Source organism: Microbacterium paraoxydans (assembly GCF_900105335.1).
Lineage (GTDB): Bacteria > Actinomycetota > Actinomycetes > Actinomycetales > Microbacteriaceae > Microbacterium > Microbacterium paraoxydans.
In genome coordinates this window covers 3,036,609-3,055,317 of record NZ_LT629770.1, presented here as the reverse complement: position 1 = coordinate 3,055,317, position 18,709 = coordinate 3,036,609, and the positions used below count along the sequence as shown (strand labels likewise).

General features: G+C 72.5%; 18 protein-coding genes. 5 read left to right on the top strand and 13 right to left on the bottom strand.

Going from position 1 to position 18,709, the window contains the following annotated elements; genetic code table 11:
- Positions 1-16 precede the first annotated feature (16 nt).
- From BLU02_RS14920 to BLU02_RS14885, 8 genes are all read right to left on the bottom strand, one after another.
- A complete protein-coding gene (locus tag BLU02_RS14920) occupies positions 17-1,336 on the bottom strand; it encodes a S8 family peptidase (protein ID WP_060921984.1) in 1,320 nt (439 codons plus the stop codon).
- The gene (locus BLU02_RS14915; RefSeq protein ID WP_060921983.1) at positions 1,333-1,875 is read right to left on the bottom strand and encodes a DUF501 domain-containing protein; all 543 of its coding nucleotides are present in this window, start codon (positions 1,873-1,875) and stop codon (positions 1,333-1,335) included. The genes BLU02_RS14920 and BLU02_RS14915 overlap by 4 nt, the downstream gene beginning before the upstream one ends.
- Positions 1,876-1,922: 47 nt before the next feature.
- On the bottom strand, positions 1,923-2,459 hold the full coding sequence (locus tag BLU02_RS14910; RefSeq protein ID WP_231919591.1) for an FtsB family cell division protein: 537 nt from the start codon (positions 2,457-2,459) through the stop codon (positions 1,923-1,925).
- A 77-nt stretch (positions 2,460-2,536) separates the two neighbouring features.
- Positions 2,537-3,817: a phosphopyruvate hydratase gene (gene eno, locus BLU02_RS14905; RefSeq protein ID WP_060921981.1), complete on the bottom strand. Its 1,281-nt coding sequence runs from the start codon at positions 3,815-3,817 to the stop codon at positions 2,537-2,539.
- Positions 3,818-3,904: 87 nt separating this feature from the next.
- A complete protein-coding gene (locus BLU02_RS14900; protein WP_060921980.1) occupies positions 3,905-4,564 on the bottom strand; it encodes an O-methyltransferase in 660 nt (219 codons plus the stop codon).
- Between the two features lie 4 nt (positions 4,565-4,568).
- Positions 4,569-5,540: a CPBP family intramembrane glutamic endopeptidase gene (locus BLU02_RS14895; protein ID WP_060921979.1), complete on the bottom strand. Its 972-nt coding sequence runs from the start codon at positions 5,538-5,540 to the stop codon at positions 4,569-4,571.
- Positions 5,537-6,592 (bottom strand): hypothetical protein, encoded by a 1,056-nt coding sequence (locus BLU02_RS14890; RefSeq protein ID WP_060921978.1) that lies wholly within the window; start codon positions 6,590-6,592, stop codon positions 5,537-5,539. The genes BLU02_RS14895 and BLU02_RS14890 overlap by 4 nt, the downstream gene beginning before the upstream one ends.
- Positions 6,579-6,986, bottom strand: coding sequence for a GntR family transcriptional regulator (locus BLU02_RS14885; RefSeq protein ID WP_060921977.1), 408 nt, complete (start codon positions 6,984-6,986; stop codon positions 6,579-6,581). Before BLU02_RS14885 ends, BLU02_RS14890 begins: the two co-directional genes overlap by 14 nt.
- A 99-nt stretch (positions 6,987-7,085) precedes the next feature.
- Between BLU02_RS14885 and BLU02_RS14880 the strand changes: the two genes are divergently transcribed.
- Both BLU02_RS14880 and BLU02_RS14875 read left to right on the top strand, forming a co-directional pair.
- Positions 7,086-7,556, top strand: coding sequence for a PaaI family thioesterase (locus BLU02_RS14880; protein ID WP_060921976.1), 471 nt, complete (start codon positions 7,086-7,088; stop codon positions 7,554-7,556).
- Between the two features lie 41 nt (positions 7,557-7,597).
- A complete protein-coding gene (locus BLU02_RS14875) occupies positions 7,598-8,842 on the top strand; it encodes an APC family permease (protein WP_083371035.1) in 1,245 nt (414 codons plus the stop codon).
- 5 nt (positions 8,843-8,847) lie between these two features.
- Here the strand turns inward: BLU02_RS14875 and BLU02_RS14870 are convergent, their stop codons facing one another.
- Positions 8,848-9,627, bottom strand: a complete 780-nt coding sequence (locus BLU02_RS14870) for an AraC family transcriptional regulator (RefSeq protein WP_060921974.1) — start codon at positions 9,625-9,627, stop codon at positions 8,848-8,850.
- 92 nt (positions 9,628-9,719) lie between these two features.
- Between BLU02_RS14870 and BLU02_RS14865 the strand changes: the two genes are divergently transcribed.
- Positions 9,720-10,247 (top strand): VOC family protein, encoded by a 528-nt coding sequence (locus BLU02_RS14865; RefSeq protein ID WP_060921975.1) that lies wholly within the window; start codon positions 9,720-9,722, stop codon positions 10,245-10,247.
- On the opposite strand, the gene BLU02_RS14860 is transcribed toward BLU02_RS14865, so the two are convergent.
- The 4 genes from BLU02_RS14860 to nhaA all read right to left on the bottom strand — a co-directional run bounded on the left by BLU02_RS14860 (position 10,216) and on the right by nhaA (position 14,245).
- Positions 10,216-11,019, bottom strand: a complete 804-nt coding sequence (locus BLU02_RS14860; RefSeq protein ID WP_231919590.1) for an SGNH/GDSL hydrolase family protein — start codon at positions 11,017-11,019, stop codon at positions 10,216-10,218. The genes BLU02_RS14865 and BLU02_RS14860 overlap by 32 nt on opposite strands.
- Positions 11,020-11,078: 59 nt before the next feature.
- Entirely contained in the window at positions 11,079-12,329 is a 1,251-nt protein-coding gene (gene hisS, locus BLU02_RS14855; RefSeq protein WP_060921973.1) for a histidine--tRNA ligase, read from the bottom strand.
- Between the two features lie 67 nt (positions 12,330-12,396).
- Positions 12,397-13,059 (bottom strand): nucleoside triphosphate pyrophosphohydrolase, encoded by a 663-nt coding sequence (locus BLU02_RS14850; RefSeq protein ID WP_060921971.1) that lies wholly within the window; start codon positions 13,057-13,059, stop codon positions 12,397-12,399.
- 19 nt (positions 13,060-13,078) lie between these two features.
- Positions 13,079-14,245: a Na+/H+ antiporter NhaA gene (gene nhaA / locus BLU02_RS14845; RefSeq protein ID WP_060921970.1), complete on the bottom strand. Its 1,167-nt coding sequence runs from the start codon at positions 14,243-14,245 to the stop codon at positions 13,079-13,081.
- Positions 14,246-14,323: 78 nt separating this feature from the next.
- On the opposite strand from nhaA, the gene BLU02_RS14840 reads away from it, so the two are divergent.
- The gene (locus BLU02_RS14840) at positions 14,324-17,137 is read left to right on the top strand and encodes a phosphoenolpyruvate carboxylase (RefSeq protein WP_060921969.1); all 2,814 of its coding nucleotides are present in this window, start codon (positions 14,324-14,326) and stop codon (positions 17,135-17,137) included.
- Between the two features lie 132 nt (positions 17,138-17,269).
- Positions 17,270-18,640 carry an NADP-specific glutamate dehydrogenase gene (gene gdhA, locus BLU02_RS14835; protein WP_060921968.1) on the top strand — a complete coding sequence of 457 codons (1,371 nt, stop codon included), beginning with the start codon at positions 17,270-17,272 and terminating at the stop codon, positions 18,638-18,640.
- The last annotated feature ends 69 nt before the right edge of the window (positions 18,641-18,709 follow it).

Sequence of the window (18,709 nt, the reverse complement as noted above, 5' to 3'; positions counted from 1 at the left end):
CTGAGGCACAGAAGAACTACTCCTCGGAGTCGGGATTGTGGCGTACGGGAACGCGCGCCGATCGGATGCGCCGGGCAGCTGCGGTGACGCCAAGCGCTACCAGGATACCAGGGACGGTGAGGGCGATGAGCGGCAGGGTACCGTAGCGCAGGGAATCGGCGCTGGGAAGCAGCGGTGAACCGGCCTCGGTCGGGGCGTCCGCGTCCGGCAGCGGCGGGATCTCCACCGGGCCGAGAGACGGTTCCGGCGTGGGCACGCTGTCTGCACGACGGAACAGCCGCACCCATTCCGCCAGATCTCCCATCGGGTTCTCGCTCACGGAGGGGATGTTCGCCGAGATCGCCGCGTCCGCGTCCACGAGCCCGAAGCCGTAGAGCGGGTCTCGCGGCTTCTGTGCGTCGGCCACCGGCATGGCCGTCTTGATGATGCGGTTGATGACGTCGTTCGCCGAGATGTCGGGATGCGCCGAGCGGATCAGCGCCGCGACACCTGCCACGATCGGAGCCGCACCGCTGGTTCCGCTCCACGAGACGACCTCGCCGTCCGCCGACACCCCGAGCAGCCCCTCGCTCGGCGCCGAGATCCCGATGGTGATGCCCTGCGTCGATGCCTCGATGCTGGCCGTGCCGGTCTGGTCGACACCGCCGACCGTGAGCACGCCGGGGATCGTGGCGGGCGCTCCGATGATGTTCGTGCCACTCCCCCGGTTGCCGGCGGCGACGACCACGACGACATCGTGCTCGAAGGCGTACAGGAACGCGTCGTCCCAGCTCTCGTCCCAGTCGAGGGTGTTCGTCGTGAACGACAGGTTGATGATGTCGGCACCGTGATCGACCGCCCATCGGATGCCCTTGGCCACCTGCTCGGTGAACGGCACGGCTGCCGCGGCGCCGAAGCCCACCGAGACCGACAGCAGGTCGGCCTCCGGCGCGACGCCGATCATGCCCGTGCCGTCAGCCTTGCCGCGCCCCGCCGCGAGGGAAGCCACCCAGGATCCGTGGTTGCCGTCCACCGCGCCCAGCGGCGTGCGGCCGTCCGGGGTGCCGGCACCAGAGACGTCGGTCCCGCCGACCACCGCGTCCCCGAAGACCTCCGGGACCTTGCCGATACCGGTGTCGATGACGGCGATGGTGACGCCTTCTCCGCGCGTCGTCTGCCATGCGTCCCTGATCCCTGCACCGTCCAGCCAGTACTCCGCCGCACGGACCGGGTCCGCGGGGTCGTCGGCGACCGGCGGCGGCGTCGGGGTCGGGGTCGCAGTCGACCCGAGGAGCAGGACGGATGCCGCCACCGCCACGAGGGCGACGGCGCCGCGCAGCATCCGTCGCCGCGTCATGCCGAGCGTGCCGGATCGTCGCGGAGGGCGGCTCCGGGCTCCTCGCAGCGGCAGACCTCGGGCGACCAGGAGCTGCGAGCGAGAGCGGCGTCACCGATCGGGTTCACGCCGGCACCCGCCGCCAGGGCGTGCCCGGCGAGGGCGTGCAGGCACTTCACTCGCGTCGGCATGCCCCCGGCGGAGATCCCGTCGATCTCGGGCACCTCGCCGAACTGCGCGCGGTCCGCGAGGTACGCCTCGTGGGCGGACCGATACGCCGCGGCCACGGCCTCGTCCTCCGCGAGCAGCGCCGCGAGCTCGGGCATGACCTGGTTCGCTTCGAGCGTCGACATCGCCGCGGTCGCCGCCGGATGCGTGAGGTAGTAGAACGTGGGGAACGGCGTCCCGTCCGGCAGCCGCGGAGTGGTGGCCACCACCGTGGGGTTGCCACAGCGGCAGCGCGCCGCGATGCCGACGACGCCGCGTGCGGGTCGTCCGAGCTGGGTCGACACGACGGCGAGCTCGGCGGAAGTGGGCGCGGGGAACGGCGGGTTGGTCACCCCACCAGCGTAGGGGAGCCGTCCGGGAGGATGCTCGGAACGAGCGTTCAGCCGGGGGCGGCGGCCGTGTCGCTCAAGCCCGCGGAGACGAGGGTGCGCAGCAGCTGCGGCATCCAGTCGGCGGGCTTCTCCTCGAGGGTGTCGCTCACCGGCTCCTGCTCGCGCGGGAGGGTGGACGGATCGAGGTCGTTGTCGATGAGGTACACGACCTCGCCGGGCTTCACGTAGTAGAGGCGCTCACGGGCCTGCGTGGTGATGTACGCAGGGTCCTCCCACCGCTCACGCTCCGCGGTCAGCGCCGCGATCTCGTCCTCGCTCACCTGCACCGACTGCTCCAGCGCGGCGATCTTCTGCCGCTGGTCGATGAAGGTGCCGAGCGTGGGCACGAGCACCCAGGCTCCCAGCACGACGAGGGAGAGCATGATCACCGAGAAGGCGGAGAGACGGATGCCCGATGCCCACTCGCGCACGTCCACGCGAGGGGCGGCCGTCGCGCCACCCCGGGGCTGCCGCGATGTCGAGGCGGCCCGGCGCGGCGCGGCAGCTCCGGGAGACGGCGAAGGAGGAGCCGGTCGTCGTGTCACGGCTCCTCCTTCGTCTCTGTCGCCATCCGGGCGGCGCGGTCATGCCGCGGATGCGGCGTCGTTGCTGTCGCGGGCGCTCAGCCCTGGTAGCGCGGGAAGGCGGAACGGCCGGCGAAGACCGCGGCGTCGCCCAGCTCCTCCTCGATGCGCAGCAGCTGGTTGTACTTCGCGACGCGCTCGCTGCGCGCCGGGGCACCCGCCTTGATCTGGCCGGCATTCGTGGCGACCACGAGGTCGGCGATCGTCGTATCCTCGGTCTCACCCGAACGGTGCGAGAGCATCGCCGTGTAGCCCGAGCGCTGCGCAAGGCTGACCGCGTCGAACGTCTCGGTGAGCGTGCCGATCTGGTTGACCTTCACCAGGAGCGAGTTGGCGACGCCGCGCGTGATGCCGTCGGCGAGACGCTGCGGGTTGGTGACGAACAGGTCGTCACCGACGAGCTGGACCTTCGACCCAAGGGCCTCGGTGAGGTGCTTCCAGTTGTCCCAGTCGTCCTCGGCGAGCGCGTCCTCGATCGTGACGATCGGGAAGTCGTTGACGAGCCCGACGTAGTACTCGGTGAGCGCCTGGGCGTCCCAGTCCTTGTTGTCGAGGCGGTAGACGCCGTCGTTGAAGAACTCGGTGGCGGCGACGTCGAGGCCGAGGGCGATGTCGGTGCCGGGCGTGAAGCCGGCCTTCTCGATCGCCTTCACCAGGAAGTCGAGGCCTTCGCGGTTGCTGGGCAGGTCAGGGGCGAAGCCGCCCTCGTCGCCGAGGCCGGTCGCGTAGCCCGCGGCCTTCAGCTCGGCGCGCAGCACGTGGTAGGTCTCCACGCCCCAGCGCAGCGACTCCGAGTAGGTCTCCGCGCCGATCGGCGCGAGGAAGAACTCCTGCATGTCGATGCCGTTGTCGGCGTGCTCTCCGCCGTTGATGACGTTGAACAGCGGCACGGGCAGCACATGCGCGTTCGGACCGCCGAGGTAGCGGAACAGCGGCAGGTCGGCGGAGTCCGCGGCGGCCTTCGCGACCGCGAGGCTCACGCCGAGGATGGCGTTGGCACCGACGCGCTTCTTGTTGTCCGTGCCGTCGACCTCGATGAGGATCTCGTCGACGATGCGCTGCTCGCTCGCCTCCACGCCCTCGATGGCCGGGCCGAGCTCGTCGATGACCGCCTCGACGGCCTTGAGCACGCCCTTGCCGCCGTAGCGGCTCTTGTCGCCGTCCCGCAGCTCGTACGCCTCGAAGGCGCCGGTCGATGCACCGGAGGGGACGGCGGCGCGCTGCACGATGCCGTCGTCGAGGAGCACCTCCACCTCGACGGTCGGGTTTCCGCGCGAGTCGAGAATCTCGCGTGCGCCTACAGCCTCGATCAGTGCCACTGATGTGCTCCTTGCTCAGGATGGAAGGGTGTGTGGAGCGTCGTCGATCCGCGCCCAGTCTATCCCCGGCGGGGCGGGGCGCCGGAGTCAGACGACGAGGGCGAGCGCGATGCCGTCCCATCCCTTGATCCCGACCGTCTGCAACGCCGTGGCGTCGAAGCGCGGGTCCTCCCCCAGCATCCGCAGCCCCTCGCGCGTGCCGTTCACCTTGGGGTCGGTCGAGTCGTCGCGGACGATCTCGCCGTCGCGGCCGATGTTGTCGAGCACGACCACGGTGCCCGGGTGACCGAGCTTCGCGGCCCAGTCCAGGTACACGGTATTCGACTCCTTGTCGGCGTCGATGAAGACGAGGTCGAAGCCGCCGACGAGGGTCGGAAGCACATCGGCTCCTCGTCCGACGCGGATGTCGACCCGGTCCCCCACCCCGGCGGCATCGATGCTCGCGCGGGCGACGGCGGCGTTGTCGGCCTCCGCCTCGATCGTCATCACCTGCCCCTCGGGACCGACGGCGCGGGCCATCCAGATCGTCGAGTAGCCGCCGAGGGTCCCGATCTCCAGCACGCGGCGCGCGCCGCTCATCCGTACGAGGAGGTTCAGCAGCTTCCCCGCGACCGGGGCGACCTCGATCTCGGGCAGCCCCGCCGCCCGCTGCGCTTCGAGCGCGTGCTCCAAAGCCGGATCCGTGCCCACGAGCATGTCGGCGAGGAAGGTGTCGGCGCGGGCCCAGGCGGCGGGAGTGGATTCCATGTGCTCAGCCAACCCCCGGCGCCGGCCGGCCGTCAAGCGTCGGCGGGGTGGGCGGGGTGCGCGGCACGGCGAGCGCCGGCTGTCGGCGGAACTGCCCCGTGAGCACGAGGACGAGGGCCACGACGGCGGCGACGATCCAGCCCGCGACACCGAGCGCTCCGGCGAGGGCGAGGTCGGGCTGTACCGCGGCGACGATCACGACCAGGCCCGCGGCGGCGTTCAGGGCCCCGTGCGCGACGACCGCCGGCCACAGCGAGCCGGAGCGCAGCCGCAGCCAGCCGAACAGCACACCCCACGCCACGCAGCCGCCGATCATGAACAGCACGCCGGTGACGTCCGTCCGGCCGAAGTTGTAGCCGAGGAGGATGACGGGGCTGTGCCACAGTCCCCAGATCGCCCCGCTGAGCAGGAGCGCCGGCCAGGTGCCGAGCGGGCGCAGCGCCGGGAGCAGCCAGCCGCGCCAGCCGAGCTCCTCGCCGAAGGCGAGCACGCTGTTCACCAGCGCCCCGACCGGGATCGCGGCGAGCTGTGCGAACACGACCACGCCGACCGGCGGCACCGGCGTCCCCGGGGGAAGCGCCTGGGCGAGCTGATCCGCGAAGGCCGAGAAGGTGAGGTCGAGCCGCACCCACCCGAAAGCGGCCGCGAGGAGGACGCCGAGGGCGACGAGCACCGGCGGCACGAGCCAGGCCGTGACCAGCAGCCCGACGACGCGCTTCGCGGGCCGCAGCGGCCACAGCCCGAGGAAGCGCGCCCGGTCGCCCTTCTCCGGTACGCCCGTGGTGAGCATGACGACGAGCACCGCGGCCGCGGGCGTGAACATCATCACGGGGAGGAGCGCTCCCGCGAAGGGTTCGGCGAGGCCGTCGCCGAGCCAGAGGGGCAGGCAGACGAGAGCCGCGAGCCCGCAGGCCGTGAGGGTGAAGATGAGGACCGCGCGCCAGGGCACGCGGGTCGGCGTCGTCAGGACGGTCATGGCGCCACCCGCCCGGTCTCCCCGGCGGCGGCCGACCCCGCGGATCGGTCCACGTAGGCCTGCAGGAGTGCGGCCGCCTCCTCCGCCCCGTCGATCGTGATGACGAACGGTCCGTGGTCGCGGCGATGCACCTCGATCGCCGGCCCCTGGCGCATCACGATCCCGCTGCGGCCGTCCGGAGCGAGACGCCACCCCCAGCCGCCGAACTCGCCGAAGGGCGAGATGCGCACGGCCCTGGCCGACGCGATATCCGCCACCGGGATGGTCTTCCGAGGCCACCCGATCACGGCACGCGCGTCGATGCCGGCCGGCGTGAGGCGCACCCGGAACGACGCGGTCGCCGCCAGCGCGAACCCGACGACGAGGGCGACCAGACCCGAGACCCAGGCCAGCGGGGTGCCCGTGATGAGCATCGCCACGGCGAGCGCCACGAGCCCGAGCAGCACGAGCAGGAGGAAGACGAGGGCGCCGGTGGGCATGGTCGTGGTGCCCACCCAGACGACCCGCTCGCCGTCGCCGACCCGCACGTCGTGGCGCGGCTCGAGAGCGGCACCGGGCACCGCCTGCACGCGCGGCTGCACGAACCACGCCAGCGCGCCCACGCCGAGGAGAGCCGCGAAGGCCAGTGCCATCACCCCCGCGATGCCCGGGGCGTCACCGGAGGGCGGGAGGTCGCGCTGGATCGCGAGGGAACCCAGGCAGATCACGCCCGCGAACGCCGACATGCCGGCCGCGGTCGCTCCGAGGAGACGGGCGGTCGCGCCCCAGTGCGCCCCGACGGCGACCAGCGTCGTGACGGCCAGGAGCACCGGGATGCCGAGACCGACGCCGAGGAGCACCCAGAGGTACGTGGCGGCCGGACCGAACCCGTCCGCCCCGTCGACGCCCCAGTGGATCGCGACGTCGGTGGGGAACGACGGCAGCCAGGCCGTGAGCACGAGAGCGGAGATCGCGACGATGAGCACCGGGAGGACGAGCGCCACGAGGACGAAGGCCCGTCGTGCGCGGCGCAGGGTGGCTGGAGGGGTGCGGGTGGGGTCAGGCGTCGTCATGGGAGGCCTCCTGGGGGGTCGCGGCGGGGGTGGGAGGTTCGGCTTCCGCGCGGTGCGTGCGGACGATGCCGGCGAGGGTCTCGGCGGAGACACCCAAGGCCGCGGCCCGCCGGATCAGCCCATCGATCTCGTGCGCGAGCTCGGCGAGCGGCGCGGCGGAGGCGGCGATCACGGCGCCCCTCCCCCGCCGGAGGTCGACCAGGCCCTCGTCGCGGAGGCGCTGGTAGGCGTGCAGGACGGTGTGCTGATTGATATCGAGCGCGGCGGCCACGTCGCGGGCGGCCGGCAGACGATCGCCGGGCGCGAGAGCACCGGAGAGGATGTCGGCACGCACCGAGGCGGCCACCTGGTCGTAGAGCGCGTGCGGACTGTCGACATCGACGCGGATGAGCATGGCACCCCCCTTCTCTAGTTATTCTAGGTGAACTAGAACAACTGTGCCAACCCTCCAGTCGTCTTCGTCGCCGCCGGGCACATCCTCCACACTGACCTCATGCGCATCACGCCCCGCCGCCTCGCCCTCGGCATGAGCCTCTGGATCCCCAACCTGTGCAGCGGCATCCGCGTCCGCCGGTTCAGCGACGACTGGACCCACGCGACCGTGGAGCTGCACGTGAACCTCCTCACCCGCAACTACGTCAAGACGGCGTTCGGCGGATCGATGTCGGCGATGACCGACCCGTACTTCTTCATGCTCGTCATGCATCAGCTCGGGCGGGACTACGTCGTGTGGGACACCCGTGGCGAGATCGAGTTCCTCAAGCCGGGGCGCGGGGTGCTGACCGCGGAGTTCGAGGTGACGCGGGAGAAGGCGCAGGAGCTGCGGCAGCGCGCCCACGGCGGCGCGAAGGTGCTCGAGTGGTTCGAGACGGTCATCACCGATCGCGACGGAGACGTCGTGGCGAAGGTGCGCCGCGAGGTCTACATCCGCGAGAAGAAGCGCGTCACCGCGTCCCGCGGCTGACACGTCACCGGCCGTTCACCCCGGCGTGGGACGATGACCGGATGCCCCTCGCCCGCCGCCTGACGCTGCCGGACGCCGTCGCCATCGGCCTCGGCTCGATGATCGGTGCCGGCGTGTTCGCGGTCTGGGGACCGGCCGTCGAGGTCGCCGGCATGGGGACCCTCCTCGCCCTCGGAATCGCCGCCGCGATCGCCTACGCCAACGCCACCGCCTCGGCACAGCTCGCGGCCGTCCACCCCGTGGCAGGAGGCACGTACGCCTATGCGCGAGCGGAGATCGGACCGTGGTGGGGCTTCGTCGCCGGCTGGAGCTTCGTGATCGGCAAGATCGCGAGCTGCGCCGCCATGGCCATGACCTTCGCCGCCTACGCCGCTCCCGCGGGGTGGCAGGCCCCGGTCGCCGTGATCGCCGTCGCCGCGCTCGCGGTCGTGAACTGCCTGGGGGTGACGCGGACGGCGCTGGCGACCCGCATCCTCGTGGCCTGCTCGCTGCTCGGGCTCTCGGTCGTGGTCGCGGTCGGCCTCGGCGCCGCGCCGACCGCCTCCCCTGCGCCGCTCCCCGACACGACCGTGTACGGCGTGCTCCAGGGCGCCGGACTGCTGTTCTTCGCCTTCGCCGGCTACGCCCGGATCGCCACGATGGGTGAGGAGGTGGTGGATCCCGCGCGCACGATCCCCCGCGCGATCGTGCTCGCCCTCGGCGGCGCCGTCGTCGTCTACGCGCTAGTCGGCGTCGTGGTGCTCCTCGTCCTCGGCGGCGACGCGCGGGGCGCCGCCGCGCCCCTGGCCGACGTCCTCACCGCCGCCGGCTGGTCGGCGTTCGTCCCCGTCGTGCGGGTCGCCGCGGCCGCCGCCTCCCTCGGCGCCCTGCTCGCTCTGCTCACCGGCATCGGCCGCACGACACTCGCCATGGCGCGCGAGGGGGACCTGCCGCGGTTCCTCGCCCGCATCGACGAGCGCCATCAAGTACCGCGCCGCGCCGAGATCGCCATCGCCGTGATCGTGATCGCGCTCGTGCTCGTCGGGGATCTCCGCGAGGTGATCGGGTTCTCGTCCTTCGGCGTGCTGCTGTACTACCTCATCGCGAACGCCGCCGCGTTCCGCCAGCACGGCGCGGCCCGACGATACCCCCGAGCGCTGCAGGTGGGCGGAGCCCTCTGCTGTCTCGTACTGGTGAGCACGCTTCCCGCCCTCGCCTCGCTCGTCGGCGTGGGTGTCGTGCTGCTCGGCGTCGCGGGGCGGGCGCTACGGGTGCGGCGGGTGCGGCGGCAGCAGCAGCGCGGCTGATCGCCTCAGCCGGAGACCCTGGTGCGATAGTCGCGCGGCGGCAGGCCGAGGACGGCCGCGAAGTCGCGCGTGAGATGGGCGTGGTCGGCGTATCCCAGCGCGGCGGCGAGCGCCGTCAGGTCCGTCTCCGGCTCCTCGCGGAGACGCTGCGCCGCCTCCTGCAGCCGGCGGCGGCGGATGATCGCGCCCGGCGAGAGCCCGACGGTGCGGTGCGTGAGCCGCTGCAGCGTGCGCACCGAGAGCGCGAGTCGGGTCGCCGCTTCCTCCGGCGTCAGCGCCGCCCCCTCCCCCAGCAGCACGTCGAGCATCGCGTTGGCCTGCCGGCCCGCCGCGCCGACCGGGCCCACGCGCTGCGACAGCCATGCGGAGAAGACCGCGACGGCGCACTCCCGGCGTTCGGGCGCGGTCCGCATCGCCGTCGTCACCGCCGCGTGCAGATCGGGGGCGTCAAAGGCCCGCTCCGCGTCGATCAGGGCCGGAGGGTCGTCCGTGAGGGCAGGGACCGCGGCAGGGCGGAGCAGAGCGCCGACAGCCCACCCCGACCCCCGCAGCTCCCTGGTCGACGCGCGGGTCGTGGCGCCTGAGATCGACACGCCCTCCGGGGCGACGACGAGGTTGACGGCCGGATACGAGACGATCTCCTGCCGGGACACCTCGCCCTCCGGAAGGCTCCACTCCGGGATCCAGAACCAGGCGACGAGCGCGGCGGCCTCTGCGGGCGGCGGCAGCCGATGGAACGAGGGCAGCCGTGCGGGATAGAGCACTCCGCGCGTCCGGTCGACCATCGCCCCAGCGTAGAACGCGCCACCGACGCGGCGTCGGCGACGTGTCGCGGATCTTCAAGCGGCGGGTGCCCTCCCCCGCCTACCGTGGCCGCATGACCGATCAGACACCTCCGGCCGGCGTGACCGGCGCACACACCACCGACGGCCGCCCGCACAGCGCGACCTCGCTCACCCCCTTCCTCGCGATCCCCGACGCCGCCCGCGCCGTCGAGTTCTACCGGGACGTCTTCGGCGCCCGCGTGGTCGACGTGACGGAGTTCGGCGGTGTCGTCGCGCATGCCGACCTCGACTTCGGGCTCGGACGGCTCCAGCTCGGCGAGCCCAGCCCCGAGTACCACCTCGTGCCCGCGCCTTCCGGCGACGATGACTGCTACTCGATGGGCCTGTATGTGCCGGACGTGGACGCCGTGGTCGCGCGCGCCGTCGCGGCGGGGGCGACCGTCCGCGAGGCGCCGTCCCTGTTCGTCTCCGGCGACCGCTACGCCAGCATCCGCGACCCGTTCGGCGTCCGCTGGTCGATCATGACCCGCGTGGAGGACCTCTCCGACGAGGAGAGCGCACGACGAGTCGCAGAGTGGGCGGCCTCGTTCAGCGCGACGCCGGAGACCGCCGGGAGCTGAGCGCGACCAGGGCGGCCCGCTCGACGGCCGGCAGCAGCGCCTCCGCGGTGCGGCGGTAGCCGAGGGCGCTCGGGTGGAAGCGGTCGAGGCTGAACATCTCCTCCGGCTCGTCGAAGAACATCGGGCCGACAGCCCGCCGCAGGTCCACCGTCTCCGCTCCTTCCCGGTGCGCGGCCTCCGCCTGCGCCTCCGCCAGCCGTCGGGACAGACCGGAGGCGATGCGGCGCAGCGGCTGCGGCACCGCGCGCAGGGCACCGAGGTCGGGGCAGGTGCCGACGACGACGCGGGCGCCGCGAGCCTGCAGGCGGACGATGGCCTCGCGCAGGTGGCGGGCCGACTCCGCTGCCGGGAGGCGATGGGTGACGTCGTTGCCGCCGACCACGACCACGGCGACGTCAGGGCGATAGTCCGCGGGGAGGCGGGAGAGCTGCCCGTCGAGATCCCGCGACTCCGCGCCCACGACCGCGGCGGTGCGCAGCCGCACGGGACGCCCGAGTCGGCGTGCCGTCGCCTTCGCGAGCCGTGCCCCGAGGGTCTCCTTCCGCCGTGCCGCTCCCAGGCCGGCAGCGAGGGAGTCGCCCAGCAGCAGGAGGTCGAGCGGCTCGCCCTCGAGCCCCGGGCGCCAGACACGGTCGGCGTCGAGAGACTGCTGCCCCAGCGGCTTTCCGATGCGCCGACGCGCGACGGCGGCCTGCCGGTCGAGGACCGTGCGTGCACCCACGACGAGCGCGGCGGCGAGCGCGACCAGGGTCAGCAGGGGCAGACGACGCACGGCGCGATTCCAGCGGACCGCCGTGAACGCCCGGTGAACGCCCCGCCCCGACGGGGCGTTCAGGCCAGCGTCTTGACCTCGAGCTCGTCGTCTCCGGGGCGCACGCTCGCGAAGTGGGTGTACCCGTCCGCCGCCGACCGTTCCAGCAGCGCCTTGAGGTTCTTCGTGCGCTGCTCGAGTCGCACCCGCGCCCCCTTCGCGACGAGGGCCGTCTTGTGCGCCACGAGCTCCGCGACGGGGACCGCCGCGTCGTGGACCAGCACGATCGCCTGCGCCGCGGTGGCCGGGTCCGTCGAGACGAGGTCGACCAGGCGCTCGAACCCGAGGGAGAAGCCCACCGCCGGCACGTCCTGCTGGAGGAACCGGCCGATCATGCCGTCGTACCGTCCTCCGCCACCGAGCGAATACGTCACCGACGGGTGCGCGAGCTCGAAGATCGTCCCGGTGTAGTAGCCCATGCCGCGGACCAGGAACGGGTCGAACACGAGCGGGATGTCGTCCTGCCCGCGCCCCGCCGCGACCGCCTCGCCGATGCCGACGAGGTGGGCGACGAGCTCGTCCGGCGCGCCGTCCGGGAGCGCCTTGCGGATCTGGCGGTCACCGAACGGGTGGTACTCGAGCGTCTGCGGACGACCGAGGAAGGCCTGGAACGCGTCGACCGCGGTCGTCGTGGCCCCGCGCTCGCGGAGCTCGGCGGCCACACCCTCCGGCCCGATCTTGTCGAGCTTGTCGATCGTGATCAGCACCTGCGGGCGCTCGTCCTCGGTGAACCCGAAGTGCTCCAGCATCCATTCCAGCACGCGGCGGTCGTTGATCCGCACGCTCGCGCCCTCCAGGCCCAGGGCGTCGACGGCGTCGAGCGACGCGGCCAGCAGCTCGGCCTCGGCGCGCGCGGACGCGTCGCCGATGATATCGATGTCGCACTGGACGAACTGGCGGTAGCGCCCCTTCTGCGGACGCTCGGCCCGCCAGACGGGACCGATCTGGATGGACCGGAAGACGCCGGGGAGCTGTCCCCTGTTGCTCGCGTAGAAGCGGGCGAGCGGCACCGTCAGGTCGTAGCGCAGGCCGAGGTCGGAGAGCTCCGCGGGGTCGTCGGCGGCGGCGCGGACGGCCTCCGCATCCAGGCCGCGGCGCAGGATGTTGAACGACAGCTTCTCGTTGTCGCCGCCGATGCCGGCATGCAGCCGGTCGTACTCCTCGACCACGGGGGTCTCGATCTCGTCGAATCCGTGCGCGCGATAGCGGTCGCGGATGACGGAGAGCACCCGCTCACGGCGGGCCTTGTCGGCGGGGAGGAAGTCGCGCATGCCGCGCGGCGCGTTCACGGTAGCCACCCGTCCATCTTCCCAGGTCGGCGGCGGTGTCCGTGTCCGATCAACCGGCCTCGGCGGCGCGGACCTCGTCCTCCAGGCGCGTCAGCCGTTCCCGGAGGGCGCGCTCCGCGTCCCAGCCCTCGGCCCGAGCGGTGTCCACGAGGGCGAGGAGGGCATCGCCGAGCTCCTCCTCCGACGACGGGCGCAGGGCGGACGGCTGCGTGGGCACCACGCCGGCGCCGGCGGCACGACCCGACATCTTCTGCGCCCGGGCGAGAGCGGGCATCGCGCGCGGGATCCCGTCGAGCACGCTGCGGCGGGTGCGCTTCTCCGCCGCCTTCGCCGCGTTCCAGTGCACGAGCACCTCCTCCGGCGTCTCCGCGACCTCGTCGCCGAACACGTGTGGATGCCGCCGCACCATCTTCTCGGTGAGCGTGCGGGCGACGTCGTCGATGTCGAACGGGTCGTCCGGGTCCTGTGCCGCGATCGCGGCATGGAACAGCACCTGCCACAGCAGATCGCCCAGCTCCTCGCGGAGGTCGGCGCGCGAGCCGTCCTCGACCGCGTCGATCACCTCGTGCGATTCCTCGATGAGGTACGGCACGAGGTCGCGGTGCGTGATGCGCTGCGACCACACGCACCGTTCCCGCACCGCACGCATGGTCTCCGCGGCCGCGCGCAGCGGATCGTCGATGTCCTCGGGGCCTCGCTGCTCGCTGGTCATGCTTCCTCCGGGCTCCGGCTCAGGCGGGGATGGGCGCAGCGCGACGGTACCACCGGGCGCGCAGGGTGACGACGATGCCGGAGAGGATCAGCGCGAGGAGCGACCCCACGAGGACGCCGAGGATCGCCTGGTCGCGGATGACCGCGTCGCCCTCGAACGCGAGGTTCGCGAGCAGGAGCGAGACGGTGAATCCGATGCCGCCCAGGGCGCCGGCGGCGAGGATGTCCGCGAACGGCAGGGCCGGGTCGGCCCCCTTCGGACGGATGCGCATGGCGAGCCAGCCGAACAGGGAGATGCCGATGATCTTCCCCACCGGAAGGGCCACCACGATCGCCCAGAAGGCCGGGGAGAGGGCCGTCGGCGAGACGGCGGGGATGACGACGAAAGCCGCCACGAAGGCGAAGAGCGGCAGGATCGCGCCGTTCACGGTCGGCTCCAGCGCATGCCGGGTGCGTCCGGCGGGTACCGGCGCCATGACGAGGCCGAGCATTACGCCGGCGATGGTCGCGTGGATGCCGGACGAGGCGACGAGGCCCCACGTGATGACGCCGACGACGGCCATCGCGACCGCGACGAGCGTGTGTCCGGTGGCGTGCAGCAGGCGGCTCAGCAGCCAGAACACCGCCACCCCGACGATCGCGAGCCCGAACAGGAGCCACTGCACGTCGTGCGCGAAGAGCACCGCGATGAAGATGATGCCGATGATGTCGTCGAGGATCGCGAGGGCCAGCAGGAACACCCGCACCCGGGACGGGAGTCCTCGTCCGAACATCGCCAGCACGCCGAGCGCGAAGGCGATGTCGGTGGCGGTCGGGATCGGCCAGCCGGACGCCGTCTCCGGCCCTCCCGCGATCAGCAGGTACACGAGGATCGGCACGAGCACGCCGCCGGTGGCCGCGATGGCGGGCTGCACGGCCTTCCGCGGGGAGTCGAGCTCGCCGTGGGTGAGCTCGTGCCGCAGCTCGATCGCCACGACGAGGAAGAAGATCGCGAGCAGGCCGTCCGACACCCAGTGCGCGATCGAGAGGTCCAGCGCCGTCCCGGGGACGGCGAGGTGTGTCTCCAACAGCCCGGCGATCGCGTCGTGCGTGGGCAGGTTCGCGAAGAGGAGTCCGAGGCCGGCGGCCACGAGCAGGAGGACGGCGGGGAACTGCTGCCCGCGGAGGGGGTTCGCTGTGATGCGCATCCCGTCCATCGTAGGCCGCGGCGTCACACGGTCGTCATGCGTGCAGGACACCCCGATCCACCCGGCTACTCTCGGAGGGTGACCCCCGATTCCCCCGCTTTCTCCGAGCCGACGCCCACCGAGGCCATCCGCGTGATCGGTCGTTTCGAAGCCGGTCGCGGCATCCCCGATGCCATGCGCTCCGACGTGCGGATGCTGGGCCAGCTCCTCGGCCAGGTGCTCCGCGAGGCCGGCGGCGACGACCTCTTCGAGGACGTCGAGCGCCTGCGCCTCGCGACGATCCAGGCCTACGAGGACCACAGCTCCGACGCGTTCGACCGCGCCGCGGCGATCGCCGACTCCTTCACGATCGCCCGTGCCGACGAGGTCGCCCGCGCGTTCACCTGCTACTTCCACCTCGTGAACCTCGCCGAGGAGCACCAGCGGGTGCGCGTGCTCCGGGAGCGGGCGGGGCAGGCCCCTTCGACAGGCTCAGGGACCCAGGTGGGCTCAGGGACCCAGGTGGGCTCAGGGACCCAGGTGGGCTCAGGCCCTTCGACGGGCTCAGGGAACCAGGTGGGGTCAGGCCCTTCGACGGGCTCAGGGGCCCTGGCGACGGACACGGTCGCGGGGGCGTACGCCCGGCTGCGCGAGGAGGTCGGTGACGACGAGGCCCGCCGTCGTCTGGACGGTCTGCGCTTCCACCCCGTCTTCACGGCCCACCCGACCGAGGCCCGGCGCCGCGCGGTCTCGTCGAGCATCCGCCGCCTCTCCGAGCTGCTCACCCAGCACGACGCGGCGAGCGCAGGCGGCTCCGAGGAGCACCGCGCCCGCCGCCGGATGCTCGAGGAGATCGACACCCTGTGGCGCACGGCGCCGCTGCGAGCGCAGAAGCCCTCCCCGACCGACGAGGTCCGCACCGTCATGGGCGTCTTCGACGAGACGCTGTTCACCACGGTCCCCCACGTCTACCGCCGGATCGACGACGCCCTCCGCGGCGAGGAGTCCGGCGCCAGCGCCCCGGTCGTCCCGGCGTTCGTACGGATCGGCTCCTGGGTCGGCGGCGACCGCGACGGCAACCCGTTCGTCACAGCCGCGGTGACCCGTGAGGCCTCGCAGATCGCCTCCGACCACGTGCTCCGCGGCCTCGAGCGGGCGCTCGACCGGATCGGCCGCACCCTCACGCTCGCCGCGGACGACACCCCGCCCAGCGCCGAGGTCATCGCACTCTGGGAGCGTTTCACCGCCGCGGAGCCGACGGTCGCCGACGAGCTGGCGGCCCGCTCCCCTGACGAGCCGCACCGCCGGGTCGTCCTCGTCATGGCCCGCCGCGTGGCGGCCACACGGCGCGGTGACGAGGAGGGGTACACGGGTCCGGAGGAGCTGCTCGCGGACCTGCGCGCCGTGCAGTCCTCCCTCGTCGCCGCCGGAGCCCGCCGCCACGCGTTCGGCGGCGTGCAGCATCTGATCTGGCAGGTCGAGACCTACGGCTTCCACCTCACGGAGCTCGAAGTCCGTCAGCACTCCCAGGTGCACGCGAAGGCCCTGGCCGAGCTCGAGGCCGGCGGTCCGATCAGCACGCAGACCGAGGAGGTGCTGGAGGTGTTCCGCGCGATCGCGGACATCCAGCGCGACCGCGGACTGCGCTCCGCGGGTCGCTACGTCGTCTCCTTCACGCAGGCGGCCTCCGACCTCGCGAACGTGTACGAGCTGGCCCGTCACGCGCTCGGCGACGACGCCCCGGTGCTCGACGTCGTGCCGCTGTTCGAGACCTTCGCCGACCTCCAGGCGGCCCCGGGGATCCTCGCCGAGGCCGTCACCTTCCCGGAGTTCCGCGAGCGGATGGCCGCGACCGGCAACCGGCTGGAGGTCATGCTCGGCTACTCCGACTCCTCCAAGGACGTCGGGCCCGTCGCCGCGAACCTCGCGCTGTACACGGCGCAGGAGAAGATCGCCCGCTGGGCGCAGGAGTCCGGCATCGAGCTGACCCTCTTCCACGGCCGCGGCGGGGCGCTCGGCCGTGGCGGCGGCCCCGCCAACTCCGCGATCCTCGCGCAGCCCCCGCACTCCGTCGACGGTCGGTTCAAGCTCACCGAGCAGGGCGAGGTCATCTTCGCCCGCTACGGCGAGCCCGCGATCGCGATGCGGCACATCGACCAGGTCGCCGCCGCGACGCTGCTGGCCTCCTCCCCCACGGTCGAGGAGCGCACGAGCCGCGCGGCCGCCCGCTACGCCGATGTCGCCGCGACCATGGACGCCGCCTCCCGCGAGCGGTTCTTCGCGCTCGTCAAGGCCGAGGGCTTCGCCCCGTGGTTCGCGACCGTGACCCCGATGGAGGAGATCGGTCTGCTCGCGCTCGGCTCGCGTCCCGCCCGCCGCGGCCTCTCGGTGGAGTCGCTGGAAGACCTCAGGGCCATCCCCTGGGTGTTCGCGTGGACGCAGGCCCGGATCAACCTCGCCGGCTGGTTCGGACTCGGCACCGCGCTCGAGGCCGTCGGCGACGAGGAACTGCTCACGGAGGCCTACCGCGAGTGGCCGCTGCTGCGCACGATGGTCGACAACGTCGCGATGAGCCTCGCCAAGACCGACGAGCGCATCGCCCGGCAGTACCTCGCCCTCGGCGATCGCGACGACCTCGCCGCCCTGGTGCTCGACGAGCTCGCCCTCACCCGTCGCTGGGTCATCCGCCTCACGGGAGGCGAGGGACTGCTGGAGAACAAGCCCGTGCTGCAGCGGGCGGTCCAGCTGCGCAGCCCGTACGTCGACGCCCTCTCCCTCCTGCAGCTGCGGGCGCTCCGCGCGCTCCGGTCGGCGCCGGAGCAGCCGGAGGGCTCGGGAGCCGACGCCGAACAGCAGCGCCTGCTCCTCCTGTCCGTCAGCGGGGTCGCCGCCGGCCTGCAGAACACCGGGTGACCCGAGCCCTCCCGCCGCGTGCGCGGAGGCCCGCGTCGCCGACGCTAGAGTGAAACCTCCGCCTCACCCGGCTCTGCTTTCGCGCGCGACACGATCGCCCGCACCCCATCCCCCATCAGAAAGCCCTCCCGCGTGACCGTCACCACCCCCACCGACTTCCACCCGCTCGCCGCATCCGTGCAGCCCGTCTTCGACACGGTGCTGGCACGCAGCCCGCACGAGCCGGAGTTCCACCAGGCCGTCCACGAGGTGCTGCACTCGATCGCCCCGGTGCTGGAGCGCCACCCGGAATACGTGGACGGCGGGATCCTGGAGCGCCTGGTCGAGCCGGAACGGCAGATCATGTTCCGCGTGCCGTGGGTCGACGACGCCGGGAAGCTGCAGGTCAACCGCGGGTACCGCATCCAGTTCTCCTCCGTGCTCGGTCCGTACAAGGGCGGCCTGCGGTTCCACCCGTCGGTCAACCTCTCGATCATCAAGTTCCTCGGCTTCGAGCAGATCTTCAAGAACGCGCTCACCGGCCAGGGCATCGGCGGCGGCAAGGGCGGCTCCGACTTCGACCCGCACGGCAAGTCCGACGCCGAGGTCATGCGCTTCTGCCAGTCGTTCATGAACGAGCTCTACCGGCACCTCGGCGAGCACACCGACGTCCCTGCGGGCGACATCGGCGTCGGCGGCCGCGAGATCGGCTACCTCTTCGGCCAGTACCGCAAGGTCACCAACCGCCACGAGTCCGGCATGTTCACGGGCAAGGGCACCGGATGGGGCGGCGCCGAGGTGCGGACGGAGGCCACGGGCTACGGCGCGGTGTTCTTCGCGCAGGAGATGCTCGGCGTGCACGGCGACTCCCTCGACGGCAAGCGCGTCGGCATCTCGGGCTCCGGCAACGTGGCGATCTACGCGATCCAGAAGGCCGCGCAGCTCGGCGCGACCGCGGTCACGGCCTCCGACTCCTCCGGCTACGTCGTCGACGACGCGGGCATCGACCTCGACCTGCTGCGTCAGCTCAAGGAGGTCGAGCGCGCCCGCATCGTCGAGTACGCGAACCGCCGCCCGAGCGCCCGCTTCGTGGAGAGCGGCAGCGTGTGGGAGGTGCCCGTCGACATCGCGGTGCCCTCCGCCACCCAGAACGAGGTCAGCCTCGCCGATGCGGAGGCCCTGATCGCGAACGGCGTGCGCGCCGTGTCCGAGGGCGCCAACATGCCGTGCGTGCCCGAGGCCGTCGAGGCCTTCCAGAAGGCGGGCGTGCTGTTCGCCCCGGGCAAGGCCGCGAACGCCGGCGGTGTCGCGACCTCGGCGCTGGAGATGAGCCAGAACGCCTCGCGGCAGCGCTGGAGCTTCGGCGACAGCGAGAACAAGCTGCGCGAGATCATGGGCGACATCCACCACGCCGCCTTCGAGGCCGCCGAGCGCCACGGCGTCCCCGGCGACTACGTGGCCGGTGCCAACATCGCCGGCTTCGAGCGCGTCGCCGCGGCGATGCTCGCCCAGGGCGTCATCTGACCCGTTCGAATCGCCTGAATGGTCCCAAATCCGGCCGAGATGGGACCATTCGGGCGATTCGAAGGGCGG

Coding starts and splice junctions, on each gene's coding strand:
- BLU02_RS14880 (WP_060921976.1), top strand. CDS start 7,086: ATGCGCATCACGCCCCGCCGCCTCGCCCTCGGCATGAGCCTCTGGATC.
- BLU02_RS14885 (WP_060921977.1), bottom strand. CDS start 6,986: ATGCTCATCCGCGTCGATGTCGACAGTCCGCACGCGCTCTACGACCAG.
- BLU02_RS14870 (WP_060921974.1), bottom strand. CDS start 9,627: ATGGTCGACCGGACGCGCGGAGTGCTCTATCCCGCACGGCTGCCCTCG.
- BLU02_RS14890 (WP_060921978.1), bottom strand. CDS start 6,592: ATGACGACGCCTGACCCCACCCGCACCCCTCCAGCCACCCTGCGCCGC.
- hisS (WP_060921973.1), bottom strand. CDS start 12,329: ATGCGCGACTTCCTCCCCGCCGACAAGGCCCGCCGTGAGCGGGTGCTC.
- nhaA (WP_060921970.1), bottom strand. CDS start 14,245: ATGCGCATCACAGCGAACCCCCTCCGCGGGCAGCAGTTCCCCGCCGTC.
- BLU02_RS14875 (WP_083371035.1), top strand. CDS start 7,598: ATGCCCCTCGCCCGCCGCCTGACGCTGCCGGACGCCGTCGCCATCGGC.
- BLU02_RS14865 (WP_060921975.1), top strand. CDS start 9,720: ATGACCGATCAGACACCTCCGGCCGGCGTGACCGGCGCACACACCACC.
- BLU02_RS14850 (WP_060921971.1), bottom strand. CDS start 13,059: ATGACCAGCGAGCAGCGAGGCCCCGAGGACATCGACGATCCGCTGCGC.
- BLU02_RS14895 (WP_060921979.1), bottom strand. CDS start 5,540: ATGACCGTCCTGACGACGCCGACCCGCGTGCCCTGGCGCGCGGTCCTC.
- BLU02_RS14900 (WP_060921980.1), bottom strand. CDS start 4,564: ATGGAATCCACTCCCGCCGCCTGGGCCCGCGCCGACACCTTCCTCGCC.
- BLU02_RS14920 (WP_060921984.1), bottom strand. CDS start 1,336: ATGACGCGGCGACGGATGCTGCGCGGCGCCGTCGCCCTCGTGGCGGTG.